This is a genomic window from Salinirubellus litoreus, from assembly GCF_037335815.1.
Taxonomy (GTDB): domain Archaea; phylum Halobacteriota; class Halobacteria; order Halobacteriales; family Haloarculaceae; genus Salinirubellus; species Salinirubellus litoreus.
On sequence record NZ_CP147841.1, the window covers coordinates 3,530,425 to 3,553,182 of the forward strand.

Here is a 22,758-nt window from a genome sequence, read left to right on the forward strand (position 1 = left end):
TATACCGTGCGCAGGGTTATCCGGGCGTGGAAGCCGGAGGGGTATACCGGGTAGGGGTACCTTGGTACCCATCCGGCCCGTACTATCACTAGCGATGGAGTACGACACCTGGAGCCCCGCGTATCGCGCCGTGCTCGCCGACTTCGGCTACGACCCGGCGGGCGACGAGCGCGCGCGTGACACCCTCGCAGGGATCGCGGAACCGTTCGACACCGACCGGCTCCGGGCGCTGTTCGAGGACCGGACCGTCGCCGTCGCCGGCGGGGCGGGGGCGCTCGCCGGCGAGTCGGAACTCTCGCTCGCGCGGGAGGCGGACGTCGTCGTCGCCGCCTCGACGGCCGCGGACGTCCTCGCCGAGGCCGGCGTCGGCGTGGACCTGATGGTCACCGACCTCGACAAGAACGTCGGGACGGCGCGCGACCTGACCCGCGATGGGGTCCCGGTCGCGGCTCACGCCCACGGCGACAACGTCCCCGCTATCCGGGAGTGGGTTCCGCGGTTCGACCTCGGACACACCCTCCCGACCACCCAGGCCGAGCCCCGTGGCCCGGTGGAGAACTTCGGGGGGTTCACCGACGGAGACCGGGGGGCCTTTCTGGCGGATCACTTCGGTGCCGACCGGCTGGACTTCCCGGGCTGGGAGTTCGACGACCCGTCGGTGGGGGCGGAGAAGCGCCGGAAGCTGGTGTGGGCCGAGCGGCTGCTCCACTGGCTCGAACGCCGCCGTGACGAGCGATTCGACGTCCTTGACGGCCGTCGCGGGGCCATCGACACGTCCTGGCTTCCGGTCTGATCGGTCGGGTCTACTCGGCCCCACCGCGGAGTTCGAACTTCTGGACCTTCCCGGTCGTCGTCCGGGGGAGTTCCTCTACGAACTCGACCTCTCGGGGGTGCTTGTACGCCGCGAGGCGCTCCAGACAGTACTCCTTCAGCTCCTCGGGCGTCGTCTCGGCGTCCGGCGTCGGGACGACGAACGCCTTGACGGTCTCGCCGCGGCGCTCGTCGGGGATACCCACCACTGCGACGTCCGCGACGTCGGGGTGCTCGAACAGCAGTTCCTCGACCTCCCGGGGGTAGACGTTGTACCCCCCGGTGACGATCATGTGTTTCTCGCGGTCGACGACGTAGAAGAAGCCGTCCTCGTCGCGGTAGCCCAGATCGCCGGTGTGGAACCAGCGCTCGCCGTCGACCTCGGTGAACGCCTCCTCGTTGGCCTCCGGGAGACCGTAGTACCCCTTCATGACGTTCGGGCCGCTGATGACGAGTTCGCCGACCACCTCGTCGAGATCGGTCCCCTCCGCGACCGGCCCCCGCTCGACCGGATCGAGCTCCTCGAAGTCGTCGTCGACGACCATCGACTCGACGCCCGGGATGGGCTTGCCGATCGAGCCCGGCCGACGGTCGTCGGGACTGTTCGCGTGGGTCACCGGCGAGGTCTCGGTCAGCCCGTACCCCTCGTAGAGGTCGACGCCGAACGTCTCCTCGAACCGCTCCATCACCTCGCGGGGGAGCGAGGAGCCGCCGGCGTTGGCGAACCGGACCGAGGAGAGATCGTAGCTCCCCGCGTCGGGGACGTTCACCGCATCGTTGTACATCGCCGGGACGCCGTGGACCAGCGTGATCCCCGCCGATTCGATCAGCGAGAGCGACTCCTCGGCGTCCCACTTCGGCAGCGACCAGTAGGAACCCCCCTCGAACAGCGTCGCCAGCATCGTGATCGTCATGCCATAGATATGGAAGAGCGGGAGGACCCCGAGCATCCGGTCGTCGGGCCGGATGCCGTCGTGGATCTCCGCCGAGGACCGCGCGGTGAAGGCGAGGTTGTGGTGGGTGAGCAGTACGCCCTTCGGCCGGCCCGTCGTCCCCGATGTGTAGGGCTGGACCGCCACGTCGTCGTCCTCGCGGTCCTGAACCGGGAGTTCCTCCTCGGCGAGGAACGACTCGAACTCGGTCGCCCCATCGACGTCCGCCCCCACCGAAACGACCGTGTGGACGTCGGTGTCGTCCTGGACCTCCCGGACCTGCTCGACGAGATCCGGGAGCGTGACGACCCCCTTCGCGCCCGAGTCGGCGAGCAGGTGGGAGATCTCCCGGGAGCGGTACTGCGGGTTCATCGGGACGACGATCCCACCCGCCCGGAGCGTCCCGAGGAACGCCGTGACGTACGCCTCCACGTTCGGAAGGTACACGCCCACGCGATCCCCAGGTTCGATCCCGGCGTCGGCGAGCGCCCGCGCGAACCGGCCGGTCCGCGACCAGAGCTCGCCGTAGGTCAGTTCCCCCTCGGGGAGCCCGAGTGCCGTCGCCCCGGGGGTCTCCGTCGCCGTCTCCTCGATGTCCGTGACGAGGTTCGTCATCCGGAGGGACCTCCGGTGGCGCGGACAAAAGGCTGTCCACACGGGCCGACAGGACGCGGGAAGGGGAGCTGCCGAACCGGGGTGGGATCACCGACGCGCCAGGGACCCTACGGGACGAGGACGACCTTCCCGGAGGACTTGCGGGCCTCGATGAACTCGTGGGCCTCGGCGGCGTCCTCCAGGTCGAACTCGTGGCCGACCTGCACCTCCAGGACGCCCTCGGCGAGCATCCCCGTGAGTTCGGGGACCGCGCCGAACACGCGGCCGGGCTGTCGGGCGCTGGCGCGGCCGAGGTGGTAGCCGACGACGCGCTTGTTGCCGAACAGGAGCTTGTCCGTCGGGGGGCGTCCCGGCTGGCCCGAGGCCGCGCCGTAGGAGACCATCCGGCCGAACTCGCGGAGGGCGTCGAGGCTCCGCTCGGTCGTCTCCCCGCCGATCCCGTCGAGCACGAGGTCGAGCCCGTAGTCGGTCTCCTCGCGTGCCACCTCGACGAAGTCCTCCTCGGTGTAGTTTATCGGGTGGTCACAGCCGAGTTCAGTGGCGAGATCGAGCTTCTCGGCGGTGCTCGCGGTGCCGAACACGGTCGCCCCGGCCTCGCGGGCGAGCTGGACGGCCGCGGTGCCGACCCCGCCCGCCGCGGCGTGGATCAGCACCGACTCGCCCTCCTCGAGTTCGCCCCACGCGTGGAGGCAGTTGTGCGCGGTGAGGAACTGGACCGGGAAGCCCGCCGCCTCCTCGAAGCTCATCCCCTCCGGGACGTCGAACACCGCCGAGGCGTCCACGACCGCGTAGTCGGCGTACCCCCCGCCGCCGCTCATCGATACGACCCGGTCGCCGGCCTCTCTACCCACACCTTCGCCGACGGCGTCGACGACCCCCGCGACCTCCATCCCGGGGACGTACGGCGGCTCCGGTCCGCCGTGGTAGTGGCCGCGGCGCTGCATGATGTCGGCGAAGTTGACGCCCGCCGCCCGCGTCTCGATGCGGACCTCTCCCTCGCCCGGCTCGGGCGTCTCCCGTTCGACGACCTCCAGGTTCTCCGTCCCGCCGAATTCGGTGACCTCGATAGCTCTCATACGTCGAGGATCGCCTCGCGTTCACAAAAAGTCGCTCCTCTCGGTCGGAGACACCGGGGGAAAAGCCGAGATCGCGGCGTTCCAAACCGAGGCGTCTTTGCCACGGGGGGCCATCGAACCGACCGACCGAACTCAGATGACCCTCCGAGTCGACGTCCGGACCACCGCCGCGCTCCTCGGGAGAGTGCTCCAGCTCCTCGCACTCCCGCTCGTCCTCCCGCTCGGCACCGCGATCCTCTACGGCGAACCCGCCCTGCCGTTCATCGTCACGATGGGGGTCGCGCTCGGGCTGGGGATGGGGCTCTCGCGCCTCGAACCCGACCCGGACATCGGTATCTCGGAGGGGTTCCTCTTCGTCGGGCTGACGTGGCTCGTCGTCCCGCTCCTGGGGACGCTCCCGTACCTCCTCGCGGGCAACGGGACGGTCGCGTACCCGACGAACGCGCTGTTCGAGTCGATGTCGGGGTTCACGACGACGGGCGCGACCGTCCTCGGGGACATCTCGTTCGAGACCCACTCACACGCGATACTGATGTGGCGACAGCTCACCCAGTGGCTCGGCGGGATGGGCATCGTCGTGCTGATGGTCGCCATCCTGCCCGAACTCGGGGCCGGCGGGGCACAGCTCGTCGAGTCGGAGGCCCCGGGCCTCGAGATCGAGAAGCTCACACCCCGTATCGCCGAGACCGCCCGCGCGCTCTGGATCATCTACGCAGGGTTCACCGTCGTCCTCGCCACCCTGTTCTACGCGCTCCACCTCCTCGGGGTCGCCCCGGAGATGGGTCTCTACAACGCGATCGCGCACGCGCTAACCACGATGCCGACGGGCGGGTTCTCCCCCGAGGCCCGGAGCGTCGAGCCGTTCTCGCCGGTCGTCCAGTGGGTCATCACGCTGTTCATGATCCTCGCGGGGACGAACTTCGCGCTGTTCTGGCACGCCAGCCGCGGGAGGTCCGAGCGTCTGACGGGCAATCCCGAGTTCCGGGCGTACCTCCTCGCCATCACGTCGGTGGGGGCGGTCATCTCCGTCCTGCTGTACCTGGGACCCGGCCTCGCCGAGACGCCGGGAATACCCGCCCTACCGGGGAATCCCGAGCGTGCGCTCCGACAGGGGCTCTTCCAGGCCGCCGCCATCGTCACGACGACCGGCTACGCGAGCATGGACTTCAACACCTGGAGCACCCCCGCGAAGTACGTCCTCCTGTTCGCGATGTTCTTCGGCGGGTCGGCCGGATCCGCCGCGGGCTCGGTCAAGATCATCCGCTGGTACGTCGTCCTCCTGTCCATCCGCAGGGAGCTGTTCACGACCGGACGGCCGAGTGCCGTTCGACCGGTGCGGTTCGGCGACGCGGTGCTCGACGAGGACACCGTCCGCGGGGTGCTCGTGTTCACGCTCCTCTTCCTGGTGTTCTTCTTCGTCGCGACCGGGCTGCTGTTCTTCGACGTCGTCAGGACGGGGATGGAGCTCTCGCTGCTGGAGGCGACGAGCGCGACGGTCGCCATCCTGGGGAACGTCGGCCCCGGGTTCGGCGTCGTCGGCCCGATGAACGGCTATCTCCCCTTTTCGGACGCCGCGAAGCTGTTCATGGTGTTCCTGATGTGGATCGGCCGGCTGGAGATCGTCTCCGTGCTCGTCCTGCTGACGCCAGCGTTCTGGCGGTCGTGAGCCGGCCACGGACCGTGTCAGTCGCCGCGATGTTCGTGGACGGACTTCGTCCGTGCCTCGACGACTCATACGAATTGTTGTAACGATTTACCGGCGATCACGGATCCCGTTCGAGTGATCGCCGGTAAAAGACTACAACAATCCGTATCAGGCGAGGTCGTAGTACCGGACACCGTCCTCGACGCTGACGACGGCCCGACCGACCGATTCGAGGTGGCAGGCCGCGGCGTAGACCTCGGGGAGGAGGTACCGTGCGGGGCGGTCGCCGGCGATCCGGGCCGTGACCTCGGGTGCCGTCCGGCTCCCCTCGCCGATCGCCCGCTCGACGCCGTCGAGCCGCCGGTCGAGGCTCCCCCGGTCGCGCTCTACGATCTCCCGAAAGCGCCGGTGGACGGGGCCGTGTCCCGGATGCACCCGGTCGACGTCGAGTGCCGAGAGCCGATCGAGTCCGCCGTAGAAGGCCTCGAACGTCTCGGAAACGCCGTCGTCGAGGCCGTCGTGGATCGCCACGGCGCGGAACGGCTCCATCGCCGCGTCGCCCGCCAGCAGGACCGACTCGCCGTCGAGGTCAGTCCGGAAGACGAGGTGGTCGGCCTGGTGACCAGGGGTGTGGGTCGGCTCCAGCGAGTGGCCGCCGACGTCGATGGGATCCCCAGACTCGACCCACCGGTCCACCGCGGCGGGCGGGAGGAGGTCGCGGTTGCGTTCGAGCGAACGGACGGCCATCTCCACGGACTCTTCTACCCGTTCGCCGTCGAGGCCGGCCTCGCGGACGTTCCGCTCGACCCGCTCGGCGAGCGCGTCGGTGTCGCCCGCGAACCGCTCGCGGACGCCAGCCGGCGCGTAGACGGTCGGGTCGCCGGCCGCCAGCAGCGTGTCGACCTGGCCGATGTGGTCGACGTGGGGGTGGGTCACCACGAGGTGTGCGACGTCCGCGGGGTCGAGACCCGCCGCGGCGAGCCCCTCGCGGAGGGTCCGCTCGCGGTCGTGATCGTCCGATCCCTCCGGGTCTGCGGGGTCGCGGTCGTCGGGCATCCCGGCGTCAACGAGCACCGGTTCGGGGCCGGGGAGGAGGTAGCAGGCGACGTGACCCGGCGGCCAGTCGACGTCGAACTCGATCCGGTGGACGCCGGTCATCCGGCTCTCGCTCATCGGTTGGAAACCCGCTATCGCTGGGGATAAGTCTTGATCTTCGCACAGTTCGTCGCGCTCTCTACCGTTCTCCCGGCGCGGATCGCCCGGCTCTGCGGACGTAGCTTTATTTACAACTGGTGAGAATCGCCCGGACGGTGTTAACGATGGAAACAGGTACACGAGGACGGGTGACCGGTCGATGAACGGGAACTTCTCCGTGGAGGGGCAGACGGTCGTCATCACGGGGTCGAGCCAGGGTATCGGGAAGGTGACCGCAGAGCGGTTCGCCGAGGAGGGGGCGAACGTCGTCGTCTCCTCGCGTTCCCGGGAGAAGATCGACGAGGTCGTCGCGGGCATCGAATCGAGCGAGGCTCCGGGCGGGGCCATCGCGGTCGAGTGTGACGTCCGCGAGCGTGAGGCGGTGGAAGCGCTCGTCGACGCCGCGATCGAGGAGTTCGGCTCGCTCGACACGATGGTGAACAACGCCGGCGCGTCGTTCATGGCACCGTTCGATGACATCTCCGAGAACGGCTGGAAGACCATCGTCGACATCAACCTCCACGGGACTTACCACTGCTCGCAGGTCGCCGGGAGCGTCATGCAGGACCAGGAGGGCGGCGGGCAGATCGTCAACCTGGCGAGCGTCGCCGGCACCCGCGGGTCGCCGTACATGAGCCACTACGGGGCCTCGAAGGCGGGCGTGGTGAACCTCACCACGACGCTCGCGAACGAGTACGCCGAGGAGGGGATCAGGGTGAACTGTATCGCACCCGGCCTCGTCGCCACGCCGGGCGTCGCCTCGCAGATGGGGATCACCGCCGACGAGATCGACCGGAGCGCGGTCGACCGACGGATGGGGCTCCCCGAGGAGATCTCGGACACGATCCAGTTCCTCGCCAGCGACGCCTCCTCGTACCTCGTCGGCGAGACGATCGAGGTCAAGGGCGTCCCCCGGATCGGCGAGAGCGACGCCGAGGTGTGAGATGGGGGGACGAGACGTCTTCCTCCCCGTCGCGGCCCAGCCGAGCGTCGACGCGCTCGTCGACCAGGCGAAGCGCGGCGAGGAGCTCGGCTACGATCGGGCGTGGCTCCCCGAGACCTGGGGCCGGAGCGCCACCGTCGTCCTCACCAGCGTCGCCGAGCACACCGACGAGATCGGGATCGGAACCTCGATCGTGCCGGTCTACTCGCGCTCGCCCGCGCTCATCGGGATGACGGCCGCGACGCTCCAGGAAGTCTCCGGGGGGCGGATGCGCCTCGGTCTCGGTCCGTCGGGCCCCGCGGTCATCGAGAACTGGCACGGCGTCGACTTCGGCAACCCCCTGAAGCGGACCCGCGAGACCCTCGACGTCGTGAAGCAGGTCCTCTCGGGCGAGGTGGTCGAGTACGACGGCGAGTACTTCGACCTCTCGGGGTTCCGCCTCCGACAGGGACCCCCCGAACCCGTCCCGTCGGTCGACGCGGCGGCGATGGGGCCGAAGGCGGTCGAGCTCGCCGGCCGGTTCGCCGACGGCTGGCACGCCCTGATGCTCACCCGCGAGGGGCTGAACGAGCGAACCGAGGACCTCGCCCGGGGGGCCGAACTCGCCGGGAAGGACCCCGACGACGTCAGGACGACCCTCTCGCTCACCTGCTGTGCGCTGGAGGACGGCGATCAGGCGCGCGACCTGGTCCGCCAGCACCTCGCGTTCTACCTGGGCGGGATGGGGACCTACTACCGGGACAACCTCGCCCGACAGGGCCACGAGGAACTCGCTCACGGCGTGTACGACGCCTGGAACGACGGGCGGCGCGAGGAGGCCACCGCGATGATCGACGACGACCTGCTCGACGCGATGGCCGTCGGCGGGACCCCCGAGCGAGCCCGCGACCTGCTCGCCGAGTTCGAGTCGCTCGATCCCGTCGACGCCGTCTCGGTCTCCTTCCCGCGTGCGGCGAGCGTCGAGGAGATCGTCTCGACGATGGAGGCGCTCGCGCCCGGAGCGTAGGTGTCCGCTGTCCAGGTATCCGATACCCTGATATTGGATACCCGGATATCCGATGCCCGGATATCCGATGCCACAAAGTATTTTCAGATAGAATTTGGGTTGAAAGTATATGTCCCCGGATGGCATCAACCGGTCTACCGTCGTCTGTGTCGACGACGACGATCTGGTCCTCGATCTCCTCGAAACGGCGCTCCCGCGGTTCGGGACGTTCGAGGTCGAGGGGTTCACCGATGCTGGAGCGGCGCTCTCCCGGATACGCGAGGGAGGGGTCGACTGTGTCGTCAGCGACTACGAGATGCCGGAGTTCGACGGGTTCGCGCTCCTCGAGCAGGTTCGCGCACTCGATCCCGACGTCCCGTTCATCCTCTACACCGGCCGGGGGAGCGAGGAGATCGCCAGCGACGCGCTCTCGCGCGGCGTGACCGACTACCTCCGGAAGGAGTCGGGGATCGCCCAGTTCGCGTTGCTGGGCTGGCGGATCGAGGAGGCGATCTCGAAGTACCTGGCCGAACGGGAGACCGACCGCCGCCTGCGAGCGATGGAGACCGACCGCGAAGGGATCTGCATCGTCGGGGAGGACGGGACGTTCGAGTACGCCGACGGCGCGTACCTCGACCTCTACGGCTACCGCGAGGACGACCTGATCGACGCGGAGTGGCGTCTCCTCCAGCCGGCCTCGGTGGTCGAGCGGACCCTCACCGAGGCGCTCCCGGTCGCGAGGGAGGAGGGCCAGTGGTCCGGCGAGAGCGTTGGGAGGCGCGCGGACGGGTCGACGTTCCGCGAGTTGAGGTCGGTGACGAGCCTCCCCGACGGCGGTCTCGTCGTCGTGGTGGACCTCGACGACCCGCCGTGGGGGGACGCCGAGTAGGGCTCATCCTCCGGCGGGGGGTTCGAGGACGCGATCGATCGCCTCCCGTATCTCGGCGACGGGCGGAACCTCCCGGGTCGGGTCGAGCCAGTGTTCGGCCAGCCAGCGGTATCTGACGACGCGATCGGTGTCGACGAGGAAACACGATCGACGGGCCCGGGCGAACAGCTTGAACGTCCGGTAGCGGATCCCGAACGCCTCCGCGACCGCCAGGTCCGTGTCGGAGTAGAGCGGGAAGGTGAGATCGAGGTAGGAGATGAACCGGCGGTGGAGGTAGGGCCCGGACCGGCTGATCCCGACCACACGGACGCCGTCGTCGCCGGAGAACCACTCGAAGTCGCGGAACGAGCACATCTCCTCGATACAGTCCGGGCTGAAGTCGTTCGTGTAGAAGGCGAGCAGGACCGGCCCGTCCGCGAGCAGCGACGAGAGGGACACCTCGGACGTCTCCCCGTCCGGGCGGACGAGCGGCGCGGTGAACTCGGGCGCTTCGGTCCCGACGTCGATACCGACGGGGTCGGGCATGCGTCCCCCTCCACCCCCGAGGGGTATGTCTCTACGGCCTCGCTCACCGACTCGAAGCGAACCCTTCTGGTCCCGTCCCTCGACGTTCGACCGAACGTGTACGGGAGCGAGAAGATCCGGACGGACAAGCACGGGAACCACGTCGAGTGCTACTCGACCGAGACCGACCACGGTCGCCTGCTGGGTATCGACGTCTACGGGAACGCGGCGTACGCGACCGACGACCGGGCGACCCTCGCGGTGCTCGACGACCGGGGGGAACTGCGGGTGCCGCCGCGCGAGCGGTGGCTGGCGGCGGAGTTTCCGCTGGCCGAGACCGGGTTCTCGCCCGGGGACTACGTCCTCTACGTGGCGAAGGAGGCCGGGCCGTGGCGCGTGCTCGCGGACGCCGGCCACGAGGGGGTGGCGAACCGGGGCGTCGACCCCGAACGGGTAGTCGCCGACGGCCGCATCGAGGCCGACGTCGACGCGCTCGTCGAGCGGGTGTCGGCGCTCGACGGCTGGGACGACCGTGCCGAGCCCGCGGGCGAACTCAGGCAGGCCGCGATGGATCGGCCCGAGGAGGTGGCCGAGCACGTCGGAACGCTCGTCTCGATCCTGTCGGCGGGCGATCACGTGGATTCCAAGCGGACGGAGGACTCGGACGACGCGCCATACCACGGGCTCGCGGCCCGGAGCGACCTCGCGTTCGCCGTCGCCCGCACGATCCGGGGTGAACCCTCGAGGATCCACCCGGTTCTCGGGGAACTGCTCGCGCTCGTGGCCGCCGGGCGGGACTCGACGGCCGACCACGACCGGCACCTGCTCGACGCGCTCGACGTGGCGGGGCGGGCCGAGCCGGCGGCGACGGCTGCCGCCCTCGCGACGGCGATGGACGACGGGGACCCCGCCGTCCGGCGTCGAACGCTGTACGCGGTCTACCGGCTCGAACACCGGCACCCGGCGGGCGATCACCCGCTGCTGTCGGCCGACGAGCTACGCGGGACCATCGAGGCACTCGCGTCGGACCCCGACGCGACGGTCCGGGAGGCTGCCGAGAGCGTCCGGACGATCCACGGGTTCCACCACGAAGTATCGAGCGTCGAATCGGGTAGATCCGCCCGATAGACCGCCGGTCCGGTCGTTCGATCGACACGCTACTACGTCCGTCGCGTGCCGACTGGTCACAGGAGCGCGTACAGGGGAGCGGAACGGTTCGTCGACGCGCTCTCGAGGAGCGACCTCGAGTGCGTCATCGGGCTAGAGGGGGACATCGCGATCCGGAGGGGCGCGGGGTACACCCGGATCCGGCGCTGAGACGGTGGTCGAGCAGTCCCGCGAGGACTCGACGGAGGTGAGGGGTGTCGACGCGTCCATCGACCACCCACTTCCCGCGCTCCGTGGCTATATAGGGAAGTCCCGTCCACCTAGAAAAGCTTAGGGGTTCCCTACCCGAAAACCGGATCGATGTCCGACGACGGCCGGACGAGAGGGGTTCTGCTCGTCACGGTAGACTCGCTACGGGCCGATGCCCTCGACGTGATGCCTCGCGTCCGTGGGCTCGCCGACCGCGGGGTCCGCTTCGACCGGGCGTTCGCCCACGGCAACTGGACGCCGTTCTCGTTCCCGTCGATACTGGGCGCGGACCCGGTGTTCGCCGACGCCCCCCGGGTCGGTCCCTCGCGGCGGCCGACACTGGCCGAGTCGCTCGATCGCGACGGGGTCGACACCGCCGGGATCAACGCCGCCAACGGTTTCCTGACCGCGCACTGGGGCTACGACCGGGGGTTCGGGACCTACGAGACGTTCATGAACCCGTCGGGTCCCGTCGGCCGGTTCCTCGCGGCACACCCGACCGTCGGCGGCTGGGCGCAGGTGCTCGGATCGCCGCTCCGGCGGGCCGCGAACGCGGTACGGGGGATCGAGCGCCACCACGCCGTCGACACCTCACACCTCCTCAGGGCCGAGGAGCGCGCGCTCGAGTTCCTCGACCGCGAGACAGGAGGTCTCGACCGCGAGGGCCAGGCCCTCGACCGCGACGGTGCCCCCGACCGCGGGGAGGCGGTCGGGGAGGCCGAGAGGGCCGGGAACCGTGCGGACGACCCATTCTTCCTCTGGGTCCACTACATGGACACCCACACCCCGTACGTCCCGGCCCCGAAGCACGTCCGGGCGGTCACCGACGGCGAGAAGGGCGCGGCGAGGATGTTCGGGGCGCACCTGCGGGCGGGGCTCGGCCGGGGCGTGAGCGACCGGACCCTCGACGCCCTCCGGGACCTCTACCTCGGGGCGGCCCACCAGGTCGACGCCTCCGTGGGCCGCCTCCTCGACGCGCTCGAAGCACGGGGGCTGCGCGAGGAGACCGCGGTCCTCGTGGCCGGCGACCACGGCGAGGAGTTCATGGAGCACGGTCACCTCGCGCACTACCCGAAACTCTACGACGAGCTCATCCACGTCCCGCTCGTGGCCGACGTCCCCGAGGGGGCCTCCCTCCGGGTCCCGGAGGCGGTCGGCCTCGACCTCATCCCCCCGACGGTCGCGGACCTGCTCGGCGTGCCGGGTGACTTCGACGGGCGGTCGGCCCTGCCGGTCCTCCGCGGGGAGGAGCCCCCGGCGGACGAGCCCGTCGTCTCGGTCGCGGTCCGCGGCGAGTCCGTCACCCAGCAGCCCATCCCCCGGCGGCTCGACGACGGCGACCTGCTCGTCTCGGCCCGGACCGACCGCTGGACCTACGTCCTGCACACCGCGACCGGGGAGCGCGAACTGTACGACCGGGAGGTCGATCCGGGAGAGGAGGAGAACGTCCTCGAAGTCCACGAGGGGGAAGGAATCGCGCCGGTCGAACGGCTCGACGCGGCCGTCGGGGAGCGGGTGGAACGGATCGAGGCGATGGAGCGTCGGTCCGGGTCGGAGGGGGACGACCGTCGTCCCGAGACGCCTTCGGATATCGACCGGCAGCTGAAGGCGCTCGGCTACCGGTAGGGCCCGACGGCCGGGTGGACGCCAGTCGTCACATCTCGGCGTACAGCGAGTAGGCGATGACGCCGAAGCCGAGCGCGGTGAGCGCGCTCTCGACGACGAGCGCGATCTGCCGGTCGAACCCCAGGAGGAGGTCGACCGCACCCGCGGCTGCCGCCCCGAGCGTGACGACGCCGAATCCGATGGCGAGTGCCCGGAGCGCCGGCGATCGCGTCCTCGCGTACGCCCGGTAGGCGAACAGGGTGATGACGCCTCCGAACAGGAGGGTTGCGGTCTTCAGTGCGGTGATGACGAACGGGTGTACCATTATGTCTCCTTGCGGACCTCGCGCCAGAGGTCGGCGAGCTGTTTCTCCGGGGGGCGGTCGGGCCGCTCGATCTCGACGTCGAACCGCTCGAACCCCTCGAGGACGACGCGAACGGCGGCGAAGTCGGTCCGGTAGGTGCTCGTGTGCTTCCCGTCGGCCCGGATCTCCGTCCGCTCCTTGACCAGCTTCGCCTCGCGCAGCAGGTCCACCTTCCGGTAGGTCGTCGACTGGGGGACGTCGGCGCGTTCGGCGAGCTCCTGCGTCGTCCGGGGCTCGTCGGCGACGAGCAGGATCGCCCTGCAGTCCTCGTCGTCGAGCGCCGAGAGTACGGACCCGAGTTCGGGGGACTCGTCGTCGCTCACCCGGACCACCGAGGTGTCGACCGACCTCGCATGCGTGCCGGTTCCCCGCGGGGGTACAAAAGGGAGACGAAAGCGCCCCACGACTCAGTCGTCGCCAGCACGCCCGATCCGTCCACCTTCGGGGATCGTCTCCGGGAACACCTTCCCCGGGTTGAGCACGTCCTCGGGGTCGAACGCCCGTTTGACGCGGCGCATCATCTCGACGCCCACCTCGCCGTGTTCGAGTTCGAGGTACTCCCGCTTGCCGACCCCGATGCCGTGTTCGCCGGTCGAGGTCCCGCCGAGCTCGATGGCACGCCGGACGATGCGGTCGGAGACCTCCTCTGCGAGCTCCAGCCGTTCGGGATCGTCGGCCTCGGCGAACACCGTGTAGTGGACGTTGCCGTCGCCCGCGTGCCCGAACGTCGGAATCAGGAGGTCGTGCTCCGCGGCGAGATCCTTGGCGAACCCGACGAGCTCCGGGTACTTCGAGATCGGAACGGTGACGTCGCCCGGCTTCAGCGGTTTGAGGTCGGGGTCGTACGCCCGGAGCGCGAACGCGAGTTCGTTGCGCGCCTCCCAGAGCTCGGCCATCCGCGCGTCGTCGTCGCTGACCTCGAAGCGCTCGACGTCGTGGCTCTCGAAGACCGCCCGGCAGAAATCGATCTCCTCCTTGATCCCGTGGTTGGCGTGGAACTCGAGGAAGATCATCGGCTCGTCGTCGAGCCCGGTGTCGAGGTAGGCGTTGGCCATCCGGGCGGTGAGCGCGTCGATGAGTTCGATCTTCGCGACGTCGACCCCCGAGCGGACGGCGTCGAAGACGGCCGCGCTCGCGTCGTCGATGTCCGAGAAGGTCGCCCGCCCCCCGCGGATCTGCTCGGGGCGCCCCTCGAGTTCGAGCGTCGCCCGGGTGACTACCCCCAGCGTCCCTTCGGAGCCGACGATCAGGTCCTTCAGGTTGTACCCCGCGCTGGTCTTCACCGCCTTCGACCCGCAGGTCATGACCTCCCCTTCGGCGGTGACCACCTCGAGTTCGAGCACCCAGTCGGCCACCTCGCCGTACTTCACCGTCTTCTGCCCGGAGGCGTCGTTGACGATCATCCCCCCGATGGTCGAGAAGTCGCCGGAGGAGGGGAGCGGGGGGAAGAACATCCCGTGGTCGGCGGCCGCCTCGTCGACCGCCGATCCCATCACGCCCGGTTCGACGTCGATCTGGAAGTCGTCGGGGCGGATCTCGACGATCTCGTCCATCCGCATCAGGTCGAGGCTGACACCCCCGAACGCCGCGACGGGGTTGCCCTCCAGGGACGTCCCCGCGGCGTAGGGGGTCACCGGCACCCCCCGCTCGCTGGCCGCCGCGAGCACCGTCGCGACGTCCTCGGTCGACTCGGGCCGGACGACCGCGTCCGGGGAGCTTCCGATCGCATCCGTCTCCGTCCCCCAGTCGGTCGAGTGGTCCGCCCTGTCGGCGTCGCCGAACGACACCTGCGAGTCGGGCAGGACGTCCGTGAGGAACGAGCAGTCGTGGGACATGAACTACCACGACGGCCGCGGGCGTATAAGCCTCACGCGGCGACCGGGAAGGTTCGAGCGGGGACGGGACGCCGGACAGGAGCCCCGGCGGGAGCGCCCGAGAACGCCACGTCGTCCGCCGACCTGTCCGGTTCGAGGCCCCTCACCCGGCAGTCGTCACGCTCATCACCGCTCCGTGAGTCCGCCCGCCCATGACCGACACCGAGTGGGAAGGGGTGCTCTGGGACATCGGGGGCGTGATCGTCGAGCTGAAGTCGATCCGGGACGGCTACGCGGCGTTCGTCGAGCGGCTGGCGGACGAGCACGGGCTCGACCCGGCGGAGAGCCTCGACGCGTGGAATGACGAACTCGGGGGCTACTTCGCCGGGACGACGGGGAGCGAGTACCGGCCGGCCCGCGAGGGGTACGTCCGGGCGACGGAGTCGCTGTTCTCCGGGATCGAGGACCCGCCCGGGCGCGAGGAGTGGTGGCCGCGGTTCCGCGAGGCCGCCGACGCGAACGTCCGCGCGGTGCCCGGTGCCGTCGACGTGATCGAGGCGCTCGACAGCGGGGGAGTGTACCTCGGCGTGCTCAGCGACGTCGACACCGAGGAGGCCCTCGCCATGTTCGACTCGTTCGGCATCCGCGAGCGCTTCGACGACGTCACCACCTCCGAGGAGGTGGGCTACCGCAAGCCCGACCCGCGGATGTTCACGACCGCGAAGGACCGGCTCCGGGAGGCGGGCGTCGATCCGGCCCGGACGCTGATGGTCGGCGACCGCTACCGGCACGACGTCGAGGGTGCGAGGGAGGCCGGGCTGGTCCCGGTCGCGTACGGCGAGGACGCACACGGCCCCGCCGCCGAGTTCGAGATCCACGACCTCCGCGAACTCCTCGACATCGTGGGCGTCCGAGGGGACACCGGGACGGTGGAGGACTGATACGGACGGTTGTAACGATGTATCGACGATCCCCCGGACGGGGTCGGCGGTCACCGGTAAAAGACTACAACCGTCCGTATGAACCCCCGAACCCGGGGGTCTCCGACGCTGCCGTTCCGATCCAGAGCGGGGCGACAGCCGGCGTGAGAGAGCGGTCGGGGGGCGACGCTCAGGCGAGCTCGTCGGCCAGGGCCGCGTAGGTCGGGACCACCAGATCCGGCTCGAACCCGAGCCGGTGGGGCGGCACGCGGTGGCGGTTGACCAGCACACCATCGAGACCGGCGTGTTTCGCGCCGGCGACATCGAACGTGTGGGTCGCGACCATCGTACACTCCTCGGCCGGCCGGTCGACGTAGTTCTCGACGTTTCGATACACCTCGGGGACGGGTTTGAACTTCCCGACGTCCTCGACGCTTACGATCCCGTCGAGGACGGCGTCGAACCCGGAGTTCTCCGCGAGCGTCGCGAGCATCCCGGGGGTCCCGTCCGAGAGGACGTAGAGTTCGTGGCCGGCGTCGGCGAGGCGCTCGAACGGCTCGATACCCTCGTAGAACTCCAGGTGTTCGTAGGCGTCCATCACCGTCCCGCGCTCGGATTCGGTGAGGTCGATCCCGTAGTAGTCGAGGACCCACTCGAACGCCCGCTCGGTGAGCGACCACCAGGACTCGTACTCGCCCATCAGCGTGACCTCCATCGAGTAGTCGATCTGGTGTTCGACCCACAGCTCGGACATCTCTCCTGCCACGTCGATCGACACGTCGGCGACCTCCGCGAGCGTCTCGACGATGCTGTGCTGGTCGTGGGTCGACCCGTACACGTCGAAACAGAGGACTTCCGTCTCGGGCACAGTCGTTCGGCGCTACCGATCGGGTTAGCTCTTGGGGAGCGCTAGATCTCCGCGGCCCGTCTCGCCGTCTCACGAACTCGACCGATCGACCCGAGAACGCCGAGCTGGTCGCAGGCCGGACCCGCTCGCCGCCAGCGAGTTGTGGGCCGACCCTGCCCGAGCCGAACCCTCGTCAACTGGTGTTAGTAGATATTTACAAACATTTATACCCCGCCGATCCCTCGGGTCGCGTGTTGAATAGATGTTCAGCACCGACGACGGTGGGTCGGCTGACTGTATATACAGTCACCACCCGCGAAAGGTGGGGTATCGGCGATGAGAGGTAGACGACTGCTCGCGGTGCTGTTCGTCGGGATGCTCGTACTGCCGGGGGTGGCGCTCCCCGCCGTCACGGCGGGCGCGGCGGCCGCGGCACCCCAGGCCGTGGGGGAGCCCGATCTGTCGGTCCACGTCCCGCAGAACGAGCTCTCGCCCGGCGAGACCGACACGCTCGCGCTACGGATCTCGAACAGCGGGACGCTCTCGGTCGCCGGTGCGGACTCGAGCGCGAACCGGCAGGTACAGACCGCCCGGGGCGTCGACGTCACGCTCGACGCCTCGGGGAGCGCGATCAGGGTCGAGACCGGGGAGACGCCGATCGGGTCGCTCGCACCCGGATCCGTCACCTCGGTGCCGTTCCAGGTCGTCGTCCCCGAGGGAACCGATCCGGGCGAGCACACCCTCGAAGTGGAGGTCGACTACGAGTGGACCTCGACCGTCTCCAGCGGCGGGGCCCAGGACACCGACACGAGGACCGAACGGTTCGACGTCGAGGTCGTCGTCACCGACGACGCCCGCTTCGCGGTGGCGGACGTTTCGACCGACGTCGCCCCGGGGAGCAGCGGCGAGACCCGAGTACGCCTGCGGAACGTCGGCGGCGAGCGGGCCACTAACGCCACCGTCTCCGTCGAGTCGACCAGCGGGGACATCCGCTTCGGTCAGTCGGCATCGGCGACCCAGTACGTCGGTGGCGTGCCCGCGGGCGGGACCGCGCTCGTGACAGTCGACACGACCGCGGCGGCCGGCACGACGACCGACCGGTACGCGCTCCGGGCGACCGTCTCCTACGATGACCCCGACGGCCTGCCCGCGAGCGACGGCCCGATCACCTTCGGCATCAGCCCCGTCGCGGACGACGGGCTGTCGCTGCGTAACGTCTCCTCGACGCTCGCCATCGGCGAACAGGGCACCCTCGCCGGGACGCTCACCAACGACGGCCCCGAGCCCCTGCGCGATGCGACCGTCGTCCTCCAGCCGAAGGGCGAGACCGTCCTGCCGGTCGAGCCCGACCAGGCGCTCGGCACGGTCGAGCCCGGCGAGTCGGTCCCCTTCGAGTACCCCGTTCGGATGGCCGAGGGCGCGGAACCCGGCGTTCGACAGCTCTCGATGGTCGTCGAGTACAGCGACGATAGCGGTGGTACGCACACCAGCGCCCCGCTGAACACGCGGGTCGAGGTCGCCGGTGCGCAGTCGTTCGCCCTCTCGAACGTGGAGAGCGATCTCCGGGTCGGGAGCGAGGGCGAGCTCCGGATGACCCTCACGAACCAGGGCCCGAACACCGTCCACGACGCGGTGGTCCGGCCCCGGGCGTCGGGGACGACCCTCCAGCCAGAGGGGACGGAGTACGCCGTCGGCCGGCTCGCCCCCGACGAGTCGGTAAACGTGACGTTCCCGGTGGACGTGACGAGCGCGGCGACGGCCGGCCCGCGACAGCTCTCCGTGGTCGTCGGATTCCGGAACGGGGACGGCGACGCCCGCGAGAGCGACCCGCTGAACGCGCGGGTGAGCGTCGCGCCCCCGCAGGACGAGTTCGACCTCGGCTCCGTCGAGACGACGCTCGAAGCGGGGTCGAGCGGGACCGTCCGTCTCTCGATCACGAACAACGGCAACGCCACGCTCGCGAACGTCAACGCCAAGGCGTTCGTCGACGACCCGCTCACGGTCGACACCGACGAGGCGTACGTGCCCGAACTCGCGCCCGGCGAGTCGACGGAGATCGCGTTCGACGTGAGCGCGGCGTCCGACGCGCCCACCCGGGCTCACCCCCTGGAGATCGACTTCCAGTACGACGAGCCCGACGGTGACACCAAGCTCTCCGACACCTACCAGGTACCCCTGACCGTCGAGGAGTCCTCGGGCGGCGGGGTCTCGCTGACGCTCCTCGGCGTCGGTCTCGTCCTGGTGCTCGGGGCGGTCGGCGGGCTCGTCTACGTGAGGCGCTGACCGTGAGCGACGTCGTCGACGCGGTCCTCGAGCGTGCCGACGGCTGGATCGTCGACCGACCCAGGGCCGTCATCGTGGCGTTCGTCCTCGTGACGGCCGTCTTCGCCGGCGGCCTCGGGGGCATCTCGACGGAAGCCGGGACCTCGCAGTTCCTCGACGGCGTCCCCGCACAGGAGGCCCTGGAGGACGTCAACGAGCAGTTCGTCGGCTCGACGTTCGGCGGCGACACCGGGACCACCCAGCTCATCCAGCGGGACCAGAACGTCCTCTCGAAGCCCGGACTCGTCCGGATGCTCGAACTCCAGGAGCGGATCTCCCAGCGACCCGACCTCCGGGTGTCGGGCTCGTCGAGCGCGGCGGGGATCGTCGCCACGCAGCTCGACCCGGACGCGACGACGACGGCGGCACAGATACGAGTAATCGAGCGGTCGAGCCCGGCGGAGATCGACGCGGCGGTGCGGCGGGCCGCCGAGCGGCCGGGGTTCGCGTCGCTGTTGAGCGACGACTTCAACCCCGAGGCGGCCTCGGCCTCGGCGACCATCGGGGTCGTCGAACACGACCTCCCGGTCGAGCTGTCGAGCTCAGGTACGAGCAGTACCTCCCCGCTGACGCCCATCCAGCAGGAGATCGACCACATCGCCGCCTCGAGCGACGGCGAGTTCACCGTCTTCGGGAGCGGCCTCGTCGCCGCGGAGTTCGGCAACGTCGTCGGCGACTCGCTGGCGATCGTCGTCCCCGCAGCGGCGGTGCTCATCCTCGCCTTCCTCGTGTTTGCCTACCGCGACCCGGTCGACCTGCTCATCGGGGTGATCTCGCTGGTGATGGCGCTCGTCTGGACGTTCGGGTTCATGGGGCTCGTGGGAATCCCGTTCGGCCAGATGCTCATCTCGGTGCCCGTCCTGCTGCTGGCGGTGGGGATCGACTTCGGCATCCACACCGTGAACCGCTACCGCGAGGAGCGCGTGACCGACAAGGGGATACACGAGTCGATGCGCGTGACGACCGACCAGCTGCTCGTCGCGTTCTTCATCGTCACGGGGACGACCGTCGTCGGGTTCGGCGCGAACGGGATCAGCGACCTCGGGCCGATCCGGAACTTCGGTATCGTCGCCGCCATCGGCATCGTGTTCACGTTCCTGATCTTCGGCGTGTTCGTCCCCGCGGTCAAGGTCGAGTTCGACGAACTCCGCGAGCGGATCGGGTTCCCCGAGTTCGGCAGCCGACCGCTCGGGAGCGAGGACTCGCTGCTCGGCCGGTCGCTGGGCGTCGGCAACGTGATCGCAAAGCGCGGCCCGCGGGCCTTCCTCGCGCTGACGCTGATCGTGAGCCTGATCGCCGGGGGCTACGGGATGGGGCTGGACACCTCGTTCAGCCAGGACGACTTCCTCCCGCCGGAGGAGCTCCCGGCCTACGTCGAGGCGCTCCCCGAACCGTTCGCCCCCGGGGAGTACACCGTCACCGGGACGATCAACTTCCTGGAGGACAACTTCGACACGTACGAGGGCAACAGCGTCACCGTCTACGTCGAGGGGCCGTTGCGCCAGGACGACGCGCTCGAGCAGATCCACGACGCCTCGCAGGACCCCCCGGAGACGTTCGTCGCGCGGGACCGCGAGGCCGAGGCACAGAGCATCGTCACGGTCGTCCGGAGCTACGCGGAGCAGGACCCGCAGTTCGCCGCCCTGGTCGAGCGTAACGACCTGAACGACAACGGCGTCCCGGACGACAACCTGGAAGTGATCTACGACTACCTGCTCGACTCGCCGGCCCGCGCGCAGGCGACACGGTACATCGAGCCCGACTACAGCTCGACGCGGATCGTCTACACGACGGAGGGCGACGCCGAACAGGCGGCGGTGTCCGCCGACGCGCGGTCGGTCGCCGAGGAGTATCGCCTCGGGGCGATCGCGACGGGTCAGGTGGTCGTCTTCGAGGCGATATCGGGGATCATCTTCGACTCGGCCATCCGGAGCCTGCTGCTCGCGCTCGGGCTGACCGCCGTCTTCCTGATCGTCATCTATCGGGTGCTCGGCGGACGCGCCTCGCTGGGGATCGTCAACCTGGTTCCGATCGTCGTGACCATCGCGCTGCTGGCGGGGACGATGCGGCTGCTCGGCATCCCGCTGAACGCGCTCACGGCGACGATCCTCTCGATCGCGATCGGCCTGGGGATCGACTACTCGGCCCACATCGTCCACCGGTTCGGCGACGAGTTCGACGAGAGCGGCGACCTCTTCGACGCGCTCGACCGCACCGTCCGGGGGACCGGCGGCGCGCTCGCGGGGAGCATGCTCACGACGACGACGGGGACGGCGGTGCTCGCGCTCGCCATCACGCCCATCCTCGGGCAGTTCGGACTGGTGATCGCCCTCTCGGTGTTCCTGTCGTTTATTACGGCCGTCGTCGTGACCCCCTCCGTGGCGGTCGTCTGGCACCAGGTGATGGCATGAGCTCCGAGGATCCGGACCACGGGGAGGAGGAATCCGGGGCGGTGGCGGCGCTCGAACGGCTCGGCCTCCCCAACTACGAGGCTCGCGTGTTCGTCGCGCTCCAGCGCCTCGGGACGGCGACGGCCCGTGAGATCCACGAGTCGTCGGGGCTCCCGCGCTCGCAGGTCTACGGGGCCGCCGACGAACTGGAGGACCGCGGACTGGTCGACGTCCAGCAGTCGCGCCCGAAGCGCTACCACGCCGTCGACCTGGAGCAGGCCCGCGACATCCTGACGCGGGCGTTCGAGCGCGACCGCGAGCGAGCGTTCGATCGTCTCGAATCCGTCCGGTCCCGGCGCGAGATCCCGGACGAGCGCCCGGAGGAGATCTGGACGCTCACCGGGCGAGCGGCGATCGACGGTCGGGTGGGGACGCTGCTCGAGGAGGCGGAGGAGTCGGTGCTGGTGTCGGTGACGGACCTCACGTACCTGCCCGACGCGGTGGCCGAGACGCTCGAAGCGCGGGTGGCCGACGGGCTGGACGTGATCGGCATCACCGAGGACCGGGCCGTCGCCGAGCGGTTCGAGGCGCTGGGACTGGAGACGATCGAACCGCCCGCCCGGTTCCGCGAGACCGACGAGAAACGGGGAACCCGACTCCTCCTCGTCGACGACGACGCGCTCCTCGTCGCCGTGGAGTCGAGCGAGGAGGTCGCCGTCTGGAGCGTCGGGACGACGTTCGCGACCGTGTTCGGACAGCTCATCAGACGGGGGCTGACCGACGGGTTCGACGGCTGAGCGATCCGGCCCCGGAACTCCGGGTACTCGACACGACCGACGTCGACCGTCCCGGCTCGTCCCGCCCCGGTCGAGACTGCCGAGCCGACCACGGACGCTCCAATCGCGGGCGATCACCGGTGCCGGCGTCCGTATCCTCCGGAACACGCACGGACCGAGGACGAACTGATACCTTCAGCAGGAGGGTGTTCGGGGTCGGCGGCTCACGGGCAGCGTGTGCGGCTACTCGCGCGAGCGTTCCTCCCGACGGTGACTCGTCGACGATCGGTTCGTCTCCGCGAGCGATCGGAGCGGCGTCACGTCCGCCGTCTCGGCGAGACGGTCGAGCGCCCGGTCCGCCCCGTCCCATCTGCGGGCCGCGTACTCGCGTAGCTCCAGCCCGTCGACGGCGTGCGGGGTGACCCGAACCAGGCCGGGGTCGGCGTCGAGCACGCGGTGTATCTGTCGCGCCGTGCTGAGCCCGCGTCCGACTCGTGCGGCGTACTCGCGTTCCGTATCGGCGACGTCGGCGAGCGCCGCACCGAGCACCGCGGAGCCCTCGCCGATGGCACCCGCCGTCTCGTCGAAGAAGGAGACCCGGTCCGGATCCGATGACTGGCCGTAACCGGTCGCGAACGCGTTCGTGACCCCGTCAGGACGCGTGTGAACACCTCGAAGTAGTCCCCAAGTTCGGAGCGGGTGATCGAGTCCAGCGACGAGTACGCGGAGGTGTAGAGGTAATCGCCGGCCAGCAGCGCCGTCGACTCGTCG

The 22,758-nt window shown here is 69.7% G+C and carries 20 protein-coding genes; 11 read left to right on the forward strand and 9 right to left on the reverse strand.

The features are described 5' to 3' along the window. The first annotated feature begins 94 nt into the window (after window positions 1-94). Window positions 95-793 (forward strand): 6-hydroxymethylpterin diphosphokinase MptE-like protein, encoded by a 699-nt coding sequence (locus WDJ58_RS17605; RefSeq protein ID WP_338914609.1) that lies wholly within the window; start codon window positions 95-97, stop codon window positions 791-793. A gap of 10 nt (window positions 794-803) precedes the next feature. Here the strand turns inward: WDJ58_RS17605 and WDJ58_RS17610 are convergent, their stop codons facing one another. Both WDJ58_RS17610 and WDJ58_RS17615 read right to left on the reverse strand, forming a co-directional pair. Beyond that, the gene (locus tag WDJ58_RS17610; protein WP_338914610.1) at window positions 804-2,357 is read right to left on the reverse strand and encodes a long-chain-fatty-acid--CoA ligase; all 1,554 of its coding nucleotides are present in this window, start codon (window positions 2,355-2,357) and stop codon (window positions 804-806) included. Window positions 2,358-2,464: 107 nt separating this feature from the next. Continuing rightward, the gene (locus tag WDJ58_RS17615) at window positions 2,465-3,433 is read right to left on the reverse strand and encodes a quinone oxidoreductase family protein (RefSeq protein WP_338914611.1); all 969 of its coding nucleotides are present in this window, start codon (window positions 3,431-3,433) and stop codon (window positions 2,465-2,467) included. Between the two features lie 136 nt (window positions 3,434-3,569). Between WDJ58_RS17615 and WDJ58_RS17620 the strand changes: the two genes are divergently transcribed. Then, window positions 3,570-5,099, forward strand: a complete 1,530-nt coding sequence (locus WDJ58_RS17620; protein WP_338914612.1) for a TrkH family potassium uptake protein — start codon at window positions 3,570-3,572, stop codon at window positions 5,097-5,099. Between the two features lie 147 nt (window positions 5,100-5,246). Here WDJ58_RS17620 and WDJ58_RS17625 read toward each other — a convergent pair whose 3' ends face one another. Next, a complete protein-coding gene (locus tag WDJ58_RS17625) occupies window positions 5,247-6,251 on the reverse strand; it encodes an MBL fold metallo-hydrolase (RefSeq protein ID WP_338914613.1) in 1,005 nt (334 codons plus the stop codon). A 181-nt stretch (window positions 6,252-6,432) separates the two neighbouring features. On the opposite strand from WDJ58_RS17625, the gene WDJ58_RS17630 reads away from it, so the two are divergent. The 3 genes from WDJ58_RS17630 (at window position 6,433) to WDJ58_RS17640 (ending at window position 9,089) form a co-directional block, all read left to right on the forward strand. Continuing rightward, window positions 6,433-7,215 carry an SDR family NAD(P)-dependent oxidoreductase gene (locus tag WDJ58_RS17630; protein ID WP_338914614.1) on the forward strand — a complete coding sequence of 261 codons (783 nt, stop codon included), beginning with the start codon at window positions 6,433-6,435 and terminating at the stop codon, window positions 7,213-7,215. Window position 7,216: 1 nt separating this feature from the next. Then, entirely contained in the window at window positions 7,217-8,221 is a 1,005-nt protein-coding gene (locus WDJ58_RS17635; protein WP_338914615.1) for a TIGR04024 family LLM class F420-dependent oxidoreductase, read from the forward strand. 109 nt (window positions 8,222-8,330) lie between these two features. Beyond that, window positions 8,331-9,089, forward strand: coding sequence for a response regulator (locus tag WDJ58_RS17640; protein ID WP_338914616.1), 759 nt, complete (start codon window positions 8,331-8,333; stop codon window positions 9,087-9,089). 3 nt (window positions 9,090-9,092) lie between these two features. On the opposite strand, the gene WDJ58_RS17645 is transcribed toward WDJ58_RS17640, so the two are convergent. Continuing rightward, window positions 9,093-9,614, reverse strand: coding sequence for a peroxiredoxin family protein (locus WDJ58_RS17645; RefSeq protein WP_338914617.1), 522 nt, complete (start codon window positions 9,612-9,614; stop codon window positions 9,093-9,095). 96 nt (window positions 9,615-9,710) lie between these two features. Between WDJ58_RS17645 and WDJ58_RS17650 the strand changes: the two genes are divergently transcribed. Continuing rightward, window positions 9,711-10,721 carry a hypothetical protein gene (locus tag WDJ58_RS17650; protein WP_338914618.1) on the forward strand — a complete coding sequence of 337 codons (1,011 nt, stop codon included), beginning with the start codon at window positions 9,711-9,713 and terminating at the stop codon, window positions 10,719-10,721. A 339-nt stretch (window positions 10,722-11,060) separates the two neighbouring features. Further along, window positions 11,061-12,575, forward strand: a complete 1,515-nt coding sequence (locus WDJ58_RS17655) for a sulfatase-like hydrolase/transferase (protein ID WP_338914619.1) — start codon at window positions 11,061-11,063, stop codon at window positions 12,573-12,575. A gap of 28 nt (window positions 12,576-12,603) precedes the next feature. Here the strand turns inward: WDJ58_RS17655 and WDJ58_RS17660 are convergent, their stop codons facing one another. The 3 genes from WDJ58_RS17660 to WDJ58_RS17670 form a co-directional block, all read right to left on the reverse strand. Continuing rightward, window positions 12,604-12,879 (reverse strand): DUF7521 family protein, encoded by a 276-nt coding sequence (locus tag WDJ58_RS17660; RefSeq protein ID WP_338914620.1) that lies wholly within the window; start codon window positions 12,877-12,879, stop codon window positions 12,604-12,606. After that, a complete protein-coding gene (locus WDJ58_RS17665) occupies window positions 12,879-13,241 on the reverse strand; it encodes a helix-turn-helix domain-containing protein (RefSeq protein ID WP_338914621.1) in 363 nt (120 codons plus the stop codon). The genes WDJ58_RS17660 and WDJ58_RS17665 overlap by 1 nt, the downstream gene beginning before the upstream one ends. 84 nt (window positions 13,242-13,325) lie before the next feature. Next, window positions 13,326-14,753 (reverse strand): FAD-binding oxidoreductase, encoded by a 1,428-nt coding sequence (locus WDJ58_RS17670; protein ID WP_338914622.1) that lies wholly within the window; start codon window positions 14,751-14,753, stop codon window positions 13,326-13,328. Between the two features lie 191 nt (window positions 14,754-14,944). On the opposite strand from WDJ58_RS17670, the gene WDJ58_RS17675 reads away from it, so the two are divergent. Further along, on the forward strand, window positions 14,945-15,673 hold the full coding sequence (locus WDJ58_RS17675) for an HAD family hydrolase (protein ID WP_338914623.1): 729 nt from the start codon (window positions 14,945-14,947) through the stop codon (window positions 15,671-15,673). A gap of 169 nt (window positions 15,674-15,842) precedes the next feature. Here the strand turns inward: WDJ58_RS17675 and WDJ58_RS17680 are convergent, their stop codons facing one another. After that, a complete protein-coding gene (locus WDJ58_RS17680; RefSeq protein WP_338914624.1) occupies window positions 15,843-16,520 on the reverse strand; it encodes a haloacid dehalogenase type II in 678 nt (225 codons plus the stop codon). A gap of 315 nt (window positions 16,521-16,835) precedes the next feature. Here WDJ58_RS17680 and WDJ58_RS17685 point away from each other — a divergent pair, with 315 nt between their 5' ends. The 3 genes from WDJ58_RS17685 to WDJ58_RS17695 are packed head-to-tail and all read left to right on the forward strand — an operon-like array spanning window position 16,836 to window position 22,008. After that, window positions 16,836-18,782: a COG1361 S-layer family protein gene (locus WDJ58_RS17685; RefSeq protein WP_338914625.1), complete on the forward strand. Its 1,947-nt coding sequence runs from the start codon at window positions 16,836-16,838 to the stop codon at window positions 18,780-18,782. A gap of 2 nt (window positions 18,783-18,784) precedes the next feature. Further along, window positions 18,785-21,232, forward strand: a complete 2,448-nt coding sequence (locus WDJ58_RS17690; protein WP_338914626.1) for an efflux RND transporter permease subunit — start codon at window positions 18,785-18,787, stop codon at window positions 21,230-21,232. Beyond that, the gene (locus WDJ58_RS17695) at window positions 21,229-22,008 is read left to right on the forward strand and encodes a TrmB family transcriptional regulator (RefSeq protein ID WP_338914627.1); all 780 of its coding nucleotides are present in this window, start codon (window positions 21,229-21,231) and stop codon (window positions 22,006-22,008) included. The genes WDJ58_RS17690 and WDJ58_RS17695 overlap by 4 nt, the downstream gene beginning before the upstream one ends. A gap of 222 nt (window positions 22,009-22,230) precedes the next feature. Here WDJ58_RS17695 and WDJ58_RS17700 read toward each other — a convergent pair whose 3' ends face one another. Beyond that, on the reverse strand, window positions 22,231-22,536 hold the full coding sequence (locus WDJ58_RS17700; protein WP_338914628.1) for a hypothetical protein: 306 nt from the start codon (window positions 22,534-22,536) through the stop codon (window positions 22,231-22,233). Window positions 22,537-22,758: the final 222 nt, after the last annotated feature.

What these genes read in the sequence shown, in the direction of transcription:
- WDJ58_RS17630 (WP_338914614.1), top strand. Translation starts at nt 6,433, where the DNA reads ATGAACGGGAACTTCTCCGTGGAGGGGCAGACGGTCGTCATCACGGGG.
- WDJ58_RS17670 (WP_338914622.1), bottom strand. Translation starts at nt 14,753, where the DNA reads ATGTCCCACGACTGCTCGTTCCTCACGGACGTCCTGCCCGACTCGCAG.
- WDJ58_RS17655 (WP_338914619.1), top strand. Translation starts at nt 11,061, where the DNA reads ATGTCCGACGACGGCCGGACGAGAGGGGTTCTGCTCGTCACGGTAGAC.
- WDJ58_RS17620 (WP_338914612.1), top strand. Translation starts at nt 3,570, where the DNA reads ATGACCCTCCGAGTCGACGTCCGGACCACCGCCGCGCTCCTCGGGAGA.
- WDJ58_RS17685 (WP_338914625.1), top strand. Translation starts at nt 16,836, where the DNA reads ATGAGAGGTAGACGACTGCTCGCGGTGCTGTTCGTCGGGATGCTCGTA.
- WDJ58_RS17660 (WP_338914620.1), bottom strand. Translation starts at nt 12,879, where the DNA reads ATGGTACACCCGTTCGTCATCACCGCACTGAAGACCGCAACCCTCCTG.
- WDJ58_RS17645 (WP_338914617.1), bottom strand. Translation starts at nt 9,614, where the DNA reads ATGCCCGACCCCGTCGGTATCGACGTCGGGACCGAAGCGCCCGAGTTC.
- WDJ58_RS17635 (WP_338914615.1), top strand. Translation starts at nt 7,217, where the DNA reads ATGGGGGGACGAGACGTCTTCCTCCCCGTCGCGGCCCAGCCGAGCGTC.
- WDJ58_RS17695 (WP_338914627.1), top strand. Translation starts at nt 21,229, where the DNA reads ATGAGCTCCGAGGATCCGGACCACGGGGAGGAGGAATCCGGGGCGGTG.
- WDJ58_RS17625 (WP_338914613.1), bottom strand. Translation starts at nt 6,251, where the DNA reads ATGAGCGAGAGCCGGATGACCGGCGTCCACCGGATCGAGTTCGACGTC.
- WDJ58_RS17605 (WP_338914609.1), top strand. Translation starts at nt 95, where the DNA reads ATGGAGTACGACACCTGGAGCCCCGCGTATCGCGCCGTGCTCGCCGAC.
- WDJ58_RS17640 (WP_338914616.1), top strand. Translation starts at nt 8,331, where the DNA reads ATGTCCCCGGATGGCATCAACCGGTCTACCGTCGTCTGTGTCGACGAC.
- WDJ58_RS17675 (WP_338914623.1), top strand. Translation starts at nt 14,945, where the DNA reads ATGACCGACACCGAGTGGGAAGGGGTGCTCTGGGACATCGGGGGCGTG.
- WDJ58_RS17615 (WP_338914611.1), bottom strand. Translation starts at nt 3,433, where the DNA reads ATGAGAGCTATCGAGGTCACCGAATTCGGCGGGACGGAGAACCTGGAG.
- WDJ58_RS17610 (WP_338914610.1), bottom strand. Translation starts at nt 2,357, where the DNA reads ATGACGAACCTCGTCACGGACATCGAGGAGACGGCGACGGAGACCCCC.